A 15,537-nucleotide genomic window follows, 5' to 3' on the forward strand; every position below is an offset into this window, starting at 1 on the left:
TCAGGCTAGATCATCAATCTAGTTATGGCGCGGAAACTTGATTACATTTCTGTAAGCATAGAACTGAATTATTGAGCTATACGAATGCATGCTTGGAAAAGATTTTGCTATTCGATCTATCGAGTCTGACAATTCACAATCGCAATTGAAACTACTGATTAATCGTGCAGTCGACTAATAACCTGTTTCTTGTATTTTCGCGCGGCTTGCGCTTCGAAAAGCGACATCGTTATGGTTAAAAATAAGCCGGCGTACGTCGGGTTACTCTTCATGCCAACTTCAATGCATTTATTACCTCAACGCGAGCCTGCCGCTTTGAAGCAGCAGTCCAGACTGGCCTTTGAACCGTCTGTAAGCGCACCGACACGAAGAGAACTATGAGAATTAATCAGCAACTGGCAGCTGGAAAGGCAGAATATCCAACGATCGCTTCGCTGGCGGCCATCGGTGATGGTCGCTCCATGGCATTGGTGGGCCCAGATGGCAACGTGGAATGGTTCTGTCCCCAGCGCTTCGATGCCACACCGATGATTTGGCCGCTGCTCGACCGTCAACGTGGCGGGCGGCTACAGCTGTCGACACCGGGTGACGTCAAAACGCATTATCTGGACGATTCTGCAGTATTAGAGTTCGAAGTGCACAGCGCGTCCGGGTCCGCCCGTGTCACGCTTTGTATGGAGTGGCCTGGATCGGACGATCAGCAACGCTTGCTTTGGCAGGTAGACGGCTTAGCTGGCCGCTGTGAGTTCACTCTGCAGTTTGAGCCGCGTCCAGATTTCGGAAGCGTAGCCGGTGAGGCAAGCATTTCAGCCGAAGGGTTAACCTATTCTTATATGGGTCAACAGCTGTTGCTTCAAGCGGACTGCGCACTGTATCCGGACGGCGAAGGCTGGAAGGGAGCGATCTCAGTAGATGCAGGAGGGCGTGCGGGAGTTTCTCTAAGCGTTTCCTTAGAGCAAGATGCCCCACCCGTTCCTGTGTCGATTGAATCTGTACCCGCGCGGATTGAGGCGACCCTGATTGCGTGGCGCGACTGGTGCGCAGCGCTGGAGTGCCCCGCAGCATATAGAGGCGCCGTGGTACGCAGCGCGATTAGCCTTAAGTTATTGATTTACGCACCCAGCGGAGCGGTCGTTGCCGCCGGAACCACTTCCCTACCTGAACACCTGGGCGGGGAGCGGAACTGGGATTACCGCTACACCTGGTTTCGAGATGCGGGGCTGACACTTGGTGCTCTTTTCGGCCTCGGTTGTCGGGATGAGGCACATTGTTGGGCCCAGTGGATGCAGCGAACCATTGAGCAGCATGGGACGCCGCTGGCCGTGCTATACGATGTAAACGGAGCTGCGCCACCGCCAGAACGTAATATCGAAGGGGTTGATGGCTATCGCGGCTCGCGGCCGGTGCGTGTGGGTAACGCTGCTGATGGCCAGTTTCAGCTGGATGTTTATGGCGAGTTGCTGGAGTGCGTGAGCATCTGCGATAGCATGGGCGACGATGCGATGCGGGCGCACTGGCCTCATATGCGCGCCGCTGCTGATTTCATTGCAGCGCACTGGCAGGAGCCTGACCAAAGCATTTGGGAGATGCGCAGCGCGCCGCGCCACTATGTGCACTCCAAGGTCATGGCCTGGGCCGGTCTACAGCGTGCGCTATGGCTGAAGCGCCGCCATGACCTAGACGGAGATGAGGAAAGTTGGGTCAATCAGGCCGAGGCTCTACGTCAGTTAGTCCTGCGCCGTGGTCTCAGCGCCGACGGCAATAACTTCGTCCGGGCCTTCGATGACGATAGGCTGGATGCTAGCCTCCTGTTATTAGCGCGTGTTGGCTTCGTCGAAGGCGGCGATGAACGTTTCGTCAATACGGTCGATATGATCCGCAAACAACTGGACGAAGGCGGCGGCGCGCTACGGCGCTACCCTGCTGAAATTTCGGATGGGCTAGAGGGCCGAGAAGGCGCCTTCTTCATCTGTAGCTTTTGGCTGGTCGAGGCATTAGTGCAAACCGGCCGGCCTCGAGAGGCAAAGGAACTTTACGAACAGCTGCTGCAACGCAAGGGTGAGCACGGCCTGTTCGCTGAGGAGTTCGACACCCGAAGCGGCCAGCATTTAGGGAATGTACCTCAGGCCTTTTCTCATGTCGGTTTGATAAACGCCGCCCTGAGCCTCGGCTCTGCTGATTAACGTAGCTGTAGCCGGTCTATAACGCGCTCTTGCATGGTCTAGTCGTTGCCACCCAGCTAGCTAGCGGGCAATGGCAACTACTGCCGCTACACAAATCACCATTACCAGTGCCAAGGCGCCCGTGGCCAGCTTGCCCACGGATTCGGAACTGAGGCCCAGTGCCTTGTCCTTGGCCTGCGCGCCGAAGCGCCCTTCGAGACGGTGCAGGCCCTCTACGGGATGGAACAGGTTGTCAGGCTGTTCATCACCGGCCGGCGAGTCGGTCATCTGCCCACTCCAGGCCTGCTTGGCCATCATCCGGTCGAGTAGGCCGGGCATGAACATGTTGCCGATAATCGCCTGAAAAGAGGCGCGTCCGATCCACAGTTCGCGCGGCGCATCGGTTGCCGCGCGGACAATCGCGCGCGCTGCCACAGCAGGCGTATGGATCGGTGGGACCGGCTGCGGTCGTTTTTGCATCTTGTTGCGCGACCAGTCGAACTGCGGCGTGTTGTGCGCTGGCAGCTGCACCATGGTCAGCCGCACCCGGCTGTTGGTATGGATCAGTTCGCAGCGCAGCGAGTCGGTGAACCCACGAATGGCGAACTTGGCGGCGCAGTAGGCCGATTGCAGCGGTATCGCGCGATAGGACAGCGCCGAACCCACCTGGACGATGGTGCCGCGGTTGCGAGACTCCATATGCCGCAGCGCCGCCAGCGTGCCATGCACGAAGCCCAGATAGGTCACGTCGGTCACACGTTTGAATTCCGCCGCGCTGATCTTGTTCACCGGGCCGAACACCGTCGCCATCGCCGCGTTGACCCAGATCTCGATCGGCCCCAGTTCCGCCTCGATCCGATCGGCCGCCTGATCGATAGCTTCGGGGTCGGCGACATCCGCGGCAATTGCCAGAACTTTCGCCCCAGCCGCTTCCAGCTCGTTGCGAGTGTCCGCCAGGCCCTGCTCACCACGCGCAATCACGGCGACGCGGTAGCCCGCCTGGGCGAACGCGTGAGCCGTCGCGCGGCCTACGCCTGCGGTCCCGCCACAGATCACGGCGGTCTGTTCACGGTCAGTCATGTCCGGGGCTCCTTTGTGTTCGGTGAAGGTTGGCTACCGCAACAACGCATTCCAGCCGGCATAACGATGGTGAATAGGACCTCTGGGCAGACTCAGGCCGATCACCAGCGCGCCGGCGATCAGACTACCCACGGTCGCGGCGAACCCTGCACCGTCGAGGAAGGCGGGTGATGCCAGTAGCCAGGCACCGATTGGCAGGTTCAGAAAACGCAGCGGCCGTGCCACTTCGGCGCACGCCAGGACCGAGACGGTGAGCAGCAGCGAGCCCATCAGGTGATCACTGTTGGCCATCGCGCCGTCGGTGCCGAAGATCAGGCGGGTTGACATCAGCCAGACGCCTAGAATGCACAGCAGCGCGAGCCCCCAGGGAAGGTTCACTCCGCGAAGGCCTCTGAGAGTCATCGAGGAGAGGCTGCCGTCGAACTCCGGCGTATTGTCCTCACGGGCGCCTTCCATCGCATCGCCTTTGAAGAAAGTTCTCCAAAACGGTTTGCCACGGCGCCGCGCATCCTTGAGGAACTGGCACATGGCAACCAGTTCATCCAGCGCGTAAGGCATCATCACCAGCATAGCCAAGGCTTGAGCCAGGCAAAGCGTGCACCAAGTACCGATGAAGATCGGCTGGGCGATGATGAAGAAGATGCTCACGACGCCCAGGGGCACTACCACCACGCCGAACGCGGCGACCATCCACGGCATGGTCCGCCAGCGCCGGGCATCGCCCATCACCGCCATGAGGAGCTCGATCATATAGGCCATCACACCGATCCCGGCATCGGACACCGGCCAGGCGCGCGACATGTCGGAAGTGATGATGGTTTCCGTGCCGTTGGGCTGGGTGCCGAAGAACGGGTCCCAGGCATTCGAGGTATGGCCAAGCTGATAAGCGGTTAGATAACGTGCGAGCAGAATGCCAATCACGGCGAGAATAGCTATTGGCAGGCGTTGCAGCCAGGTTGAAGGGTTGTAATCCCAGCCCGGTGGAACCGCGGCCTTCTGCATCATCCCGGACATGCTCATGCCGGGCATCATCGGCACCAGAGTGGAGAAGGCAATTACCAGCCCGCCGACCAGCAAGGCATTGCCGTAGCTCGCCGGGGAAGGAGTCCAGAACAGCAGCGGCGCGAACATCAACCACAATCCCATAATCGTGTTGGCCCATTGCGCCCAGCTGATCCGTTTGAGCGAGAGGATGGCGAACAACACGATCAACGCGCCGCTGATGACGTCGTTCCAGGTCATCAGCAGCGCGCGAGTGGCGACCTCGGGTAGATCACGCTCGGTTGCGAGGCGTGGCAGGTCGAGGTCGCCCGGCGCTACGTTCATGTAGCCGAATATGAAGGGCGCACTCAGCACCCAAAAGCCGAGCAATACATTGACGAAGTGGCACCAAAGCGTCGCGATGTGGCGCCGCTCCATCATCTGCATATGCGCATCCATACCCATATCGGACGACATGGCGCCTTGGCGTAGATATTCCCCTTGATGCTCCATAGATCTAGTCCCCAGCACTGAAGTATTGGTTACGTTGCGGCAAGAGAAAAAGCGTTACGGTGTTGCGACCGCGTGCAGGTTTGGGTGAGCTCGGCCAGCGGATATCTAGGCCTTTTCTGCTAGCAAGTCAGCTGGCTTAGCTTCAACTGCACATGCTGGGATATAAGGTCATTCCGGCGAAGCTGCTCTGGCAACGAGATGACGAGCTTTGCCAGAGCAGCAAGTCGCGAATGTTACGCAGCCATGCGCTCGCATTCTTCAGCGCACTTCATGCACGCTTTGGCACACTCTTGGCAGTGATCCACTTGATGTTTCGCGCATTCCTCTCCGCATGCACGGCAGATCTTGGCGCAAAGGGCACAAAATTCTTTAGCGTAATCACTTTCGCGACTCATCAGTATGGCGGCCAACCTACAAATGTCCGCGCAGTCGCGGTCAAGCTCGATGCAGCGTGCCATCATTTTTACGTCATCCTCACGCAGGCAAGCAGAGGCGCACGTTTCGCACACAAGGGCACAGTTCGAACAAGCTTGGATACAGGAAGCGAACATTGAGTTTGTCATTGCGTTCTCCAGGGTTCGATAGTTGTATGTCGTCGGTGCCTACTGACCGATACGGCTCATCAGCCTGTTAGCAGACACTGAATTACGACACGCTCCTACCGAGCCCGTTTCGAAAAACTTCATTACAATGTTGTAAGTTAAATCCAACCGCACCGGGGCTCTGCGGGCGCAGTTGGTGGCGATGTGGCAGTCAGATTGCCTGTACGGCTTCGCTAGTCTGTGCGAGATGATTGAGTGGGAAATGGGGGGCTCCCTGTCGCCAGGACTGGGAGCATCCATTAGAGAACGGCCGGAGCGAAAGCCGCTGAACCATATGGGCAACTAGCCTTGCGGCCTAACTTTTAGAAAGCAATTGCAGAGGCCTCCGGTACCGTTGCGTCGACCAGGATGGCCTAGAGCCGACCCTTATGCTTTTGCTGAGGCGCCTTTCAAAGAGCCTAGTCAGAACCGACTAGGCACACACATATCGGATGTTAGTGCTCGTGTTGCTTCCCGTCTGCGTGCACATGGTTATTTGCAGAGGATTTGCCTTCCGCATCGGCACGGTCATTGTCAGTGCTTTCCTCCGCCGTCTGTGGCTGGTCTGACGCATGATGGTCATCGCTTTCTTTACCACCATGATGCCCGGAGCCTGGTTGGCCGGGTGCTCCACCCGAGCTGCTAGAGCCGTGGTGATCCGAGCCGCCACTGTCGCCCTGATGGTGGTCGCCCGAGGCCATCTCGCCGTGTTGCTCACCATGCCCAGCTGGGGTCTCCCCACCACCATGCTGGTGACCACCGCTAGACGCAACGAGTGCTCGATACGCTCCTTCATCTAGCTCAGGAAGCTTCTGCAGAAAAGCCACCATTCCCCAGATGTACGGATCAGCCATGCTTTTACCCCACGCAGGCATCCCAGTGGCCTTGATGCCATGCTTGATGACCCAAAATGTTTTTGCTGGGTCACCGTATAGCCCCGCTTCAGCCAGGCTGGGTGGAGCGGGATAAAGGCCATTGCTTAGCTCGGTCTCAGCCATGCCTGGCGCCAAGTGACAACCCACACACATCGAGTCGTAGTTCCCCGCCCCGGCGCGGATTTGGTCTTCATCGTCGAGAGATGGCACGACTATGTCTTCGGAGCGAACCTCAATCGAGCGATTGCGAGCAGTTTCCAAGAAAGCGTGCACGGCTCCCGTATGAGGATCATCCGCGGCAACGTTTATTAATCCCGAGAAAACAACACCGGCCACCACCAACAGGCCTAGTGCGCAGAAGGCAGCGAAGCTAATAATTATTCTTTTCATCTAGGGTCCTTAAAACCAAAGCCTGATGCCAGCAACGAACCGCGCCTCATCTACGTCTTCGCCTTCATCTCTCGCCATATCGGCGGTATTACCGTATGCCCGGCTCCACGTGACGCCGATGTACGGTGCGAACTCACGAACGATTTCGTATCGGAGGCGGAGCCCCACCTCTGTGTTTGCGAGACCAGCGCCTACTCCGCGCGCAGGATCGTCCTTGCCATAGAAATTGAGCTCGGCAGTCGGTTGGAGGATCAGCCGGTTAGTGAGGAGAATGTCGTACTCGCCTTCAAAACGTGCTGCTGTCTGCCCACCTTCACCGACGAAGGCGGTGGCTTCCGCCTCAAAGTTATACAGAGCCATCCCCTGGACGCCTAAAGCCGCCCACGTCTGCGGCGACTCGGGCTTAAAGTCCTGGCGAACACCTGCTACCACATCCCACCAGGGGCTGATGGCACGCCCGTAGAGCGCCTGAATTTCCGCATCTTCAGTAACGCCATTCGTTCGCTCACCTTCCGAGCGAAACCAGAACCGATTGATATCGCCACCAACCCAGGCAGTAGCTTCCCAACTGAGGGTGCTACCTTCATTTGCGTTCTGGTACTCAAGTTGATCTAGCAGAAGGAACCAGGCCAGATACTTGTCATGGACTGTATGACCTTGAAGACCAAGGAAAGCCGCTTCTCTATCCGCATCGGTCAATACTGGAATGAACGAGGGATGAACCATGCCGGGCATTTCGAGCGTATCGTCATGCTTCATTTGGCCATGGTTCATCGTGCTATGGTCCATCGCACCATGACCCATCGCAGAATGGTCCGTTTGCCCACCGGAGCCATGATTCTTAGCTGCGGGCTTCGCTGAAGATGCAGGGGCTTGAGCTGCCTCAGCAGGAGGGGTTTGATGCATCGAATGATCCATCATCTCGGCAGCGTTGGCTGTCCCTCCAGCCGCTGCGCTCAACGAAACTCCGAGCGCAATCAGAGCAAAGCGAGAAGGTCTAGTGGTCATGGTGCGAATCCACCTCAGTATCAGTGGCCTTGGGGTCATGATCCATCTTGCCGTGCTCCATTTCTCCATGGTCCATCGAGCCATGATCCATGTCGTCGTGGTTCATTTTTGAGTTAGAGGTGCCTTGTGTCTGAGATGCCGGCTTGTTGCCTGGATTCTGCGATGAAGCCGATGATTGCTTGTGCTGATCATGCTTTTGCTCTGCAAACGCAGCTGACATATTCATTACGCCCAGCAGACTGAACATTAACGCGCTGCCGATAAGAGTTTTACGCTTCATAAAATTTCCCATATAAAGTTCCTCTTACTCGTCCACTCGGACTTCACGAAACATGCCCATTTCCATGTGAAGCAGTAGGTGACAGTGATAAGCCCAACGCCCGAGCGCATCGGCTGTCACGCGGTAGCTGCGCTTCGAACCTGGAGGCATGTCGATCGTGTGCTTGCGAACCATGAACTTTCCATTCTCATCTTCAAGATCGCTCCACATACCATGCAGATGAATCGGATGGGTCATCATGGTGTCGTTGACCAAAGTGATGCGTACCCGCTCGCCATATTTGAGCCGCAGGGGCTCCGAATCAGAGAACTCTATACCGTCAAATGACCAGGAGAACTTCTCCATGTGGCCGGTGAGATGGAGTTCGATCGTCCGACTGGGCTCACGGCCGTCCGGATCGGGGAAAGTGCTTCTCAAGTCGCTATAGGTCAGGACTCGGCGGCCGTTGTCTCGTAAGCCAATACCGGGATCGTTCAGCCTATGAGTTGGGCTCATGGTCTGCATGTCCACCAGTGGGTTATTGGACTCTGAGGGCGGGTGCGATTGCATACCTGCGCTCATCCCAGCCATTCCAGAGTGGTCCATCCCGGACATCCCACCCATTTTGCTGTGATCCATGCCGGCCATTGCGCCCATGTCGCCCATCCCTTGCATGTCACCGTGGTTCATGCCGGACATGTTGCTATGGTCCATCGCGCCCATGTCGCCGCCATGGTCCATGCCCGCCATACCGCCCATGCTGCCGTGATCCATCCCCATGTCGTCCATGGTGATTAGTGGTCGAGGATCGGTTTCTGGAACAGGAGCGCTCAGCCCTTCGGCAACCGCTAGCGTGCCACGGGCGTATCCTGTGCGATCCATCGATTGGGCGAAGATCGTGTAAGCCTCCTCGGTCGCAGGCTCGACAATCACATCGTAGGTTTCTGCCACGGCAATGCGGAATTCGTCGACGCTAACTGGGTTGACGTATTGGCCATCGGCTGCGACTACAGTCATCTTCAGCCCTGGAATGCGGACATCGAAATAGCTCATGGCCGAGCCGTTGATGAACCGCAGACGAAGCTTCTCGCCGGGCTTAAAGATGCCGGTCCAGTTCCCGTCGGGTGCTTGGCCGTTCATTAGATAGGTATAGGTGTAGCCGCTTACGTCGGCGAGGTCGGTGGGACTCATTTTCATCTGAGCCCACATTTTCCGATTCGCAATCGTAGCGGCCCAGCCGTCTTCGCTCACGTCGTTAATGAAGTCTCCGACAGTGCGCTTGTGGAAGTTGTAATAATCGGACTGCTTCTTGAGCTTAGAAAGGATACGAGCGGGATCCTCATCGGACCAATCAGTCAACATCACCACATAATCGCGGTCATAGCTGAACGGTTCGGGATCTTTCGCATCGATGACCAACGGGCCATAGACACCAAGCTGCTCTTGTAGCCCTGAATGACTGTGGTACCAATAGGTACCGTTCTGTTTAACCTGAAACTTATATACATACATGCCATCGGGAGCGATGCCTTGGAAGCTCAATCCAGGCACACCATCCATATTGGCCGGCAAGATCATGCCGTGCCAGTGAATAGATGTATCTTCACTCAGCTTATTCCTGACTCGCAGCGTGACGGTATCCCCTTCACGCCAACGTAGAAGCGGCCCTGGGATAGTCCCGTTGATGGTCATCGCCGTCCGAGCCGCACCGGTGATATTGACCGGCGTCTCCCCAATCAGCAGGTCGAACTCCGTGCCGGTTAGTACGCTGGGCTGGCCGGGGCTACTCACTGCCCAGACCGGAGCTCTCCACAGGCCAAGACCACCAAGGAGGCCTGCGGCAGTCAAGCCTTTAACAAAGGTTCGCCTAGAGGTTTTACGTTGCATGTGTAGGTTCCAATCAAGCTAAGGAGCCAAGCCGAAACCAGCCCTACGGGTTGGTGTTGCCAGCGGTAATTGATCATAGAGGCTCGCGCGCGGTCGGGTTCTACCCCATTTCCACGGACGGTTTGAAAAGGGCTGAAAACTTCAGATCTTGCCGGGCGACTCTACGACGCATTCGTGGGTTATGAAACCGCTCGATGTAGTCGAATAGATCCGCCCGAGCCTCATCACGAGTTCGATACGACTGATGGACAACGCGCTCCCGTTTGAGCTGACCGAAGAAGCCTTCACAGGCAGCGTTGTCGCCGCAATGCCCGACGGCACTCATACTGCACACCAGCGTGTTGCGATTCAGAAAGCGCTGGTAGTCGGCGCTGGTGAATTGGCTGCCGCGATCCGAATGCAGGATCACTGACCAGTCACCCTGGCGCTGCCAGATCGCCATCTCCACCGCTCGAATCACCATCTGCCGATCCTGGCGGTGATGCATCGACCAACCGATCACCAGCTTGCTGTACAAGTCGAGCACCACGCATAGAAAGAGTTTGCCTTCCTGGGTGGCGATTTCCGTGATGTCCGTGACCCACTTGCGCTCTGGTTCCTGCGCGGTGAAGTCGCGCTCCAGCAGGTTTTTCACGCCTGCTGGGCGGCTGCTGGCGACTCTTCCAAAGCCACGCCGCTTCCGGCGTGGCCAGCCTTGAATTCGCTCAGCCGCCATCAGGCGAGCAACTCGGTTCAGGCTGACGGCTTCGCCCTCGTCGAGCAAATCCTCGTGCATTCGTGGCGCTCCGATCACACCCCGGCTGTCCTCGTGAATCTCCCGAATGCGCTTCACCAAGCGCGCATTCTCCTGAGCTCGCGCGCTTGGTTCACGATCCTGCCAGGCGTAATAGCCGCTGGCAGAAACCTTCAGGCAACGGCACATCAATCGTACCGGGTACTCGTTGCGGCAGCGCTGGATCACCGTGTACCGCTCGATGACTCCTTGGCAAAGTACGCTGCCGCGTCTCTTAAAAAATCACGTTCCTTGGTTACTCGGGCCAACTCGCGCTTGAGGCGGGCAAGCTCCTCATCCCGCGGGCTTCCCGTTCCAGGAAAGGCTTTCTCAGTACCTGGTTGTGCCTCCCGCACCCAGCGTGTGAGCAGGTTGGGAGCAACACCAATCTCCATGGCCACCTGTCGACAGCTCGCCCCTGAACGACGAACCAACTCGATGGCTTCCCGCTTGAACTCGGGACTGTATTTCTTGCGTTTCATGAACACTCCTTCAGCTCGGTGTGAGCTTACTCGAAAGTGTCCGTGCTGACGGGGTAGAACCCGTCTGTCTTATCAAGCGACTCGCCTTTCATCGTAAATATGGCATGCCTAAGAAAGACGCGGGATTACATTTTTGTAAGCTTAAAGCGCTTCAGAAATCGCCCAAAAAATCGCCTGTGAGCATGTCAATCTCCAGGTGGAAGCTGCGCAATGGCTTTTGATTTCCGTGCAAGGATCCGGTTGCAACGATACTCAAGGTGCATGGTCACAGTTGCGTAAGGTTTCGCTTCAGCAATTAGCGTGGGCGTGCTTCGCTGAAGTTGCTTTTGAGGCTACCTCCTGGGCTTGGTCCTTCTGGTCAGCCTGATAACTAGCGATCGCTATTTGGCGAGCCTGCTCCATACGAGCAAAGGTACGATCACCACCACCTTCTGCCATTGCATAGGAAGAGCTTGCTGCGATGGCGAGCAGTACAGAAACGGATCTGAAGAATTTCATTACTTGTTACCTCGTTCGAAGACATGGGAGACCCAGCGCAGCTCCATAAATAGGGGCTTTGGCTTGGTCCTGTGTCTAAGCTAACCGAGCGTTCCTGTCAGAACCCTGATTTAGACATTACGGTTTCGTCAGTAATGCATAAAAGCAGTGAGCCCAAGCGAAAGCGCAGGTAGCGTGCATGGTGCCTTTTCGTTCAGGCAAATAGGTCTTGTTTCCAGCGGGCAAAAAAAGGGCGCCATCTAGGCGCCGATAGGCCAAAGGAGCATGGAAAAGGCCAAAAAGCAGAGTGTGGGAGCAACTGCTGATGTAGACGTTAACGCTACAAGCTGTCAGACAGATGATGCGAGCATTACGTTTCTGTAAGGTACTGGCTGCACGCCCTGACAATCGGCACACTGCTCCAAATGCCGGAGGGAATACTTTCATGAAGCTTCTTGTTGCTGAAGACGAGCCGAAAACAGGCACCTACCTACAGCAGGGGCTTTCAGAGGCAGGCTTCACAGTCGATAGAGTTGAAAACGGGACCGATGCTGCTCAGCACGCGCTTCATACCACATACGACTTGCTCATCTTAGACGTGATGATGCCTGGCCTGGATGGGTGGCAGGTTTTACAGAAAGTCCGCGCTGCTGGTAATGAGGTTCCCGTGCTCTTTCTCACCGCCCGAGACGGGGTTCAGGATCGAGTAAAGGGATTGGAGTTGGGCGCTGATGATTATCTCATCAAGCCGTTTGCCTTCTCCGAATTGCTAGCCAGGATCCGTACGTTGCTTCGCCGCGGCAATAATGTCCCCAACCAAACAATACTCAAACTCCTCGACCTTGAGGTCGATCTGCTCAGGCGTCGAGTTACGCGATCGGGGAAACGAATAGACCTAACTGCAAAGGAATTCGCACTTCTTGAGCTATTACTTCGGCGTCGCGGGGAAGTGCTCTCAAAGTCACTTATCGCCTCCCAAGTATGGGACATGAATTTCGACAGCGATACCAATGTGATTGAGGTGGCGGTACGACGGCTGAGAGCAAAAATCGATGATGAGTTCGAACCTAAGCTCATACAAACCGCGCGTGGGATGGGCTATTTGATCGACGCGCCAGACCCCTAGAGCGAAATGCTCGGCATTTCACGCGATGGGCCAAGCTACCGGTACCGATGCGGTTAAGGCGAGCCACCGAGCAAGGAGCGGTGCCGAACCTCAGTTCTCCGAGCTGGATTTCTTCAGCTGTGGCACGAAGAAGATGGGTCTCTGCGGGGGAGCTATCAGAATATCACTGGATTTGATGCTAGTGCCCTTGCGACGCCTGGTCTTGCCATCCTTACCGACCGCCAGCAAATCACCGGTCGCAACAGCGATATCGAGCGCCTGCTTTACGCGAAACTCGTCAGCCATGGTGTAGTTGGTCAATCCGCTCATCAGGCCCAAAAAAGGTTGCCGTTCTACCTCGTAGACCTGTTTGGGCAAGAGCTCTGAAAGTTCTCCTCGGACGCGGTCATCGGTGGCATCGTCGAAGTGATGCTCATCCAACAGCAAATCGTGTTGGCCTGTCACGGCGATATCCCGATTGGCGTCGTAGCCGAAAAAGCTGGAAGGCGACAGCATATGGGAAAAGTTGTTGCCGTATTTCCAGTGGATCTTCTTCATCACATCGTTGGCGCGGTAGTTGTTCGCCAGATTGATAAACCAATAGGCCATCGGGTTGCTGCCAGCAGGGCGGATGAAGAACACGGTCATGTACTGGGCACCGCTTTCCTGTTTGATCCCTTCAGACAGATGGCGTTGGATCAGGTACTGCCAATTGCGAGGCTGATGTGCCTTCAGCTCTTTCAGCATGCCATGCGCTTTTGTTGGTGCAATCTATAAGCGTGCGTCGGTTGCCGGGCATTAGTAAATGAAAGGCTACCGAGACAGTAAAGATTTGAAGTGGGCAGTCTTCAAGCTAATCAGGCGATCTGCAATAAAGCCAACGTCTAACCGAGTCACATTGAAGTCAATTTAGTCGATTAAACGTCTTTATATATAGCGCGCCTCGGTTGCATGCGGCTTTTGATTGGGAATGCAATGGCGGGACATTAGCGCGTGCACGCTTACCGTGGTGCATTGAAACTCAAAATATCCAGTTGCTCGGTCAGCCAGCGATGCGCCTGATATGTACTCTGAAATTTACGAGCTAGGATGCGTACACCTTTATCTACGCTACAGTCACGGAGCGTGAGGCCATGACCTTCTTCGTCGATTTCGTAGGTCTTTGCTTTCATATCGCCGAGCTGCATCGCCAGCAGCCTAACGTCATCGAGTGAATGAATGGGGGCTATGCTGTGCTTGCGCACGTAGGAGCGTACCTTCTCAGAAAGCTCATTGAAGTCATCTGCATTAATGCGGTGGACTATATCATCTGAATCTGGGATTTTCTCCGGATAGTCATCATCAAGTGATACGCAGTGTTCCACACCGTGAATGCTTGCTACTAGGTATTGACCGCCGACTTCGTCGCGCTCGCAGTTAAGAATTAGGATAGACATGATTTTTCCTCAGGTTGTTGTTCTGTTCATAATTCTAAGTTGCTCTGCTTAAAAAAGGCAATAGGCTAACTGTATTTTTATGCAGTCTCTGGTTAACGCCCCGGAGGCCGTTCGGCTGGCTATCTAGTAGAGTGTTCGACCCAAAACTCATAATTTAAAAGTGGCACAAGCAGTATGTCGTGGGCAGTGGTGTCTCGGTAAGCGATCGCGCCAGTCCGTCGCCGACCCAGGCTGTGAGCGCAATTTAAAATTACTCTACTTGGTTCTCGCATTTTAAAATGTGAATCGGCTGAAAGAGTGGAAGCACCTGCTGATACCCGACGCTATCCAGTCGGTCTATGTGCTGCTCCCGGCGGGTTGTCTTGATGGGTCAGGTAACATGGTGCGTTCTTGGCCAACGAACCAAAGTCCGGAATGCGATATAGAAAGGATAGAATTTTTGCACCTTTGCAATGTTTGGCTTTTGGGGTTATATAAAAAATAATGCTCTGGTTGTTGTTTTTTTGTTTTCGTATTTGCAATAATTGATTGTGTGGCATGTGTCACGCAAATAATAATTAGAAGAATAATATGAATGCAGAGACTCAAAGCGCCTATATTAGTTTGGCCAGTAATTTTTATGCGACTCGGATGCAGGGCGTTGAGCTTGATGAGCTCAATATTATTGGTGCTTTACTACGGGCGGCCCCTGATTACCGCCCGGATTATTATCGGCGCCTACGTAACGCTTTGGCGTTTGATCAAAAGCATCGAGGAAATTTCTGGGCTGCCCAAGAAATCAATCGTACGCTCAATCCGGTCACTGTGTTAAATCTGCCGCGAAAGAAAAAGCAGCTACGTCCGCAGAAGCTTTCTACCGCTGATTTCGAAGCGTGGCTACGGTGTCTGGCTGAACGAGATATGCCTGTCGAAGCGGGAGCTTTAATGGTGATATCTCTTACCGGAGCGCGACCATGCGAGCTTAACGGAATTTCTATCGATGGCCGGCGCATCCATATATCCGGTGCAAAGCTTAGCCACAACGGTTTACGCGGCGCTAGCCGAACGCTTGAGGCTGATGGAGACGTCTGCAATATCTTGAGAAACGCTCTCGCTGCTTTTAAATGTCAGCCGCGCAGTATGGATTCAATACGCGTTGCGCTTCACCAAGTCGCTACTGAGCTATTCGGTAGGAGGAAGGTGCCGAGTATGTACACACTTCGTCACCAGTTCGGCTCAAATCTGAAAGCCTCAGGCATGTCCGCAATAGAAATGGCATACGTCATGGGGCACCAGGCTACCGATTCGATTAGCCGCTATGGCGATAAAAGATTTGGACGTGCAGAAGCGGTTAAGGTTAAGCCTGCAAGCGATGCTGACTTTTCAAAGGTGAGAGATACAGTGCCTGCTCGAATGCGTGCGGACGCCGTGGCTCTTAATGATCAGCGAGACTTGGATCGTAGGACTGAGGTCGCTGACGGCTGAGGTGATGTGGTCATTTCAGCGGACAATCATGAATTCCTTAGGCTATAGAGCGTTTGTATCTAGCT

General features: G+C 55.3%; 13 protein-coding genes and 1 pseudogene. 3 read left to right on the plus strand and 11 right to left on the minus strand.

Annotated features, from left to right (window positions below):
• Positions 1-377: 377 nt before the first annotated feature.
• The gene (locus tag ACX1DW_RS21470; RefSeq protein WP_003298782.1) at positions 378-2,183 is read left to right on the plus strand and encodes a glycoside hydrolase family 15 protein; all 1,806 of its coding nucleotides are present in this window, start codon (positions 378-380) and stop codon (positions 2,181-2,183) included.
• Between the two features lie 60 nt (positions 2,184-2,243).
• Here the strand turns inward: ACX1DW_RS21470 and ACX1DW_RS21475 are convergent, their stop codons facing one another.
• The 9 genes from ACX1DW_RS21475 to ACX1DW_RS21515 all read right to left on the minus strand — a co-directional run bounded on the left by ACX1DW_RS21475 (position 2,244) and on the right by ACX1DW_RS21515 (position 11,488).
• Complete coding sequence (locus tag ACX1DW_RS21475; RefSeq protein ID WP_003298780.1) at positions 2,244-3,242, minus strand: SDR family oxidoreductase; 999 nt, start codon at positions 3,240-3,242, stop codon at positions 2,244-2,246.
• 33 nt (positions 3,243-3,275) lie between these two features.
• Positions 3,276-4,670, minus strand: a complete 1,395-nt coding sequence (locus ACX1DW_RS21480) for a vitamin K epoxide reductase family protein (protein WP_458992356.1) — start codon at positions 4,668-4,670, stop codon at positions 3,276-3,278.
• Between the two features lie 299 nt (positions 4,671-4,969).
• Positions 4,970-5,299 (minus strand): four-helix bundle copper-binding protein, encoded by a 330-nt coding sequence (locus tag ACX1DW_RS21485; RefSeq protein WP_032489165.1) that lies wholly within the window; start codon positions 5,297-5,299, stop codon positions 4,970-4,972.
• 473 nt (positions 5,300-5,772) lie between these two features.
• Positions 5,773-6,582: a c-type cytochrome gene (locus tag ACX1DW_RS21490; protein ID WP_101153174.1), complete on the minus strand. Its 810-nt coding sequence runs from the start codon at positions 6,580-6,582 to the stop codon at positions 5,773-5,775.
• Between the two features lie 9 nt (positions 6,583-6,591).
• Positions 6,592-7,590: a copper resistance protein B gene (locus ACX1DW_RS21495; protein WP_458992357.1), complete on the minus strand. Its 999-nt coding sequence runs from the start codon at positions 7,588-7,590 to the stop codon at positions 6,592-6,594.
• Positions 7,580-7,870 (minus strand): hypothetical protein, encoded by a 291-nt coding sequence (locus tag ACX1DW_RS21500; RefSeq protein ID WP_242100248.1) that lies wholly within the window; start codon positions 7,868-7,870, stop codon positions 7,580-7,582. The genes ACX1DW_RS21495 and ACX1DW_RS21500 overlap by 11 nt, the downstream gene beginning before the upstream one ends.
• 24 nt (positions 7,871-7,894) lie before the next feature.
• Entirely contained in the window at positions 7,895-9,736 is a 1,842-nt protein-coding gene (locus ACX1DW_RS21505; RefSeq protein WP_003298774.1) for a copper resistance system multicopper oxidase, read from the minus strand.
• A gap of 100 nt (positions 9,737-9,836) precedes the next feature.
• Positions 9,837-10,990 (minus strand): IS3 family transposase gene (locus ACX1DW_RS21510; protein WP_103455382.1). Its coding sequence is split into 2 segments (ribosomal slippage): positions 9,837-10,744 and positions 10,744-10,990, totalling 1,155 coding nucleotides; the frame shifts between segments, so codons are not numbered across the junction.
• A gap of 288 nt (positions 10,991-11,278) precedes the next feature.
• Positions 11,279-11,488: a co-regulatory protein PtrA N-terminal domain-containing protein gene (locus ACX1DW_RS21515; RefSeq protein WP_015275566.1), complete on the minus strand. Its 210-nt coding sequence runs from the start codon at positions 11,486-11,488 to the stop codon at positions 11,279-11,281.
• 424 nt (positions 11,489-11,912) lie between these two features.
• Between ACX1DW_RS21515 and ACX1DW_RS21520 the strand changes: the two genes are divergently transcribed.
• Positions 11,913-12,593 (plus strand): heavy metal response regulator transcription factor, encoded by a 681-nt coding sequence (locus tag ACX1DW_RS21520; protein ID WP_003292635.1) that lies wholly within the window; start codon positions 11,913-11,915, stop codon positions 12,591-12,593.
• A gap of 90 nt (positions 12,594-12,683) precedes the next feature.
• Here the strand turns inward: ACX1DW_RS21520 and ACX1DW_RS21525 are convergent.
• Positions 12,684-13,316, minus strand: a pseudogene (locus tag ACX1DW_RS21525) (three-Cys-motif partner protein TcmP); the annotation flags it as partial.
• Between the two features lie 257 nt (positions 13,317-13,573).
• Complete coding sequence (locus tag ACX1DW_RS21530) at positions 13,574-14,008, minus strand: hypothetical protein (RefSeq protein ID WP_017246346.1); 435 nt, start codon at positions 14,006-14,008, stop codon at positions 13,574-13,576.
• A 570-nt stretch (positions 14,009-14,578) separates the two neighbouring features.
• Between ACX1DW_RS21530 and ACX1DW_RS21535 the strand changes: the two genes are divergently transcribed.
• Positions 14,579-15,472, plus strand: coding sequence for a site-specific integrase (locus ACX1DW_RS21535; protein ID WP_458992358.1), 894 nt, complete (start codon positions 14,579-14,581; stop codon positions 15,470-15,472).
• Positions 15,473-15,537 lie beyond the last annotated feature (65 nt).

The organism is Stutzerimonas sp. KH-1, from assembly GCF_054483855.1.

Excerpts from the sequence above, each read along its gene's own strand:
- ACX1DW_RS21520 (WP_003292635.1), top strand. The coding sequence starts at position 11,913 with ATGAAGCTTCTTGTTGCTGAAGACGAGCCGAAAACAGGCACCTACCTA.
- ACX1DW_RS21485 (WP_032489165.1), bottom strand. The coding sequence starts at position 5,299 with ATGACAAACTCAATGTTCGCTTCCTGTATCCAAGCTTGTTCGAACTGT.
- ACX1DW_RS21535 (WP_458992358.1), top strand. The coding sequence starts at position 14,579 with ATGAATGCAGAGACTCAAAGCGCCTATATTAGTTTGGCCAGTAATTTT.
- ACX1DW_RS21530 (WP_017246346.1), bottom strand. The coding sequence starts at position 14,008 with ATGTCTATCCTAATTCTTAACTGCGAGCGCGACGAAGTCGGCGGTCAA.
- ACX1DW_RS21480 (WP_458992356.1), bottom strand. The coding sequence starts at position 4,670 with ATGCAGATGATGGAGCGGCGCCACATCGCGACGCTTTGGTGCCACTTC.
- ACX1DW_RS21515 (WP_015275566.1), bottom strand. The coding sequence starts at position 11,488 with ATGAAATTCTTCAGATCCGTTTCTGTACTGCTCGCCATCGCAGCAAGC.
- ACX1DW_RS21505 (WP_003298774.1), bottom strand. The coding sequence starts at position 9,736 with ATGCAACGTAAAACCTCTAGGCGAACCTTTGTTAAAGGCTTGACTGCC.
- ACX1DW_RS21475 (WP_003298780.1), bottom strand. The coding sequence starts at position 3,242 with ATGACTGACCGTGAACAGACCGCCGTGATCTGTGGCGGGACCGCAGGC.
- ACX1DW_RS21495 (WP_458992357.1), bottom strand. The coding sequence starts at position 7,590 with ATGACCACTAGACCTTCTCGCTTTGCTCTGATTGCGCTCGGAGTTTCG.
- ACX1DW_RS21470 (WP_003298782.1), top strand. The coding sequence starts at position 378 with ATGAGAATTAATCAGCAACTGGCAGCTGGAAAGGCAGAATATCCAACG.
- ACX1DW_RS21490 (WP_101153174.1), bottom strand. The coding sequence starts at position 6,582 with ATGAAAAGAATAATTATTAGCTTCGCTGCCTTCTGCGCACTAGGCCTG.
- ACX1DW_RS21500 (WP_242100248.1), bottom strand. The coding sequence starts at position 7,870 with ATGAAGCGTAAAACTCTTATCGGCAGCGCGTTAATGTTCAGTCTGCTG.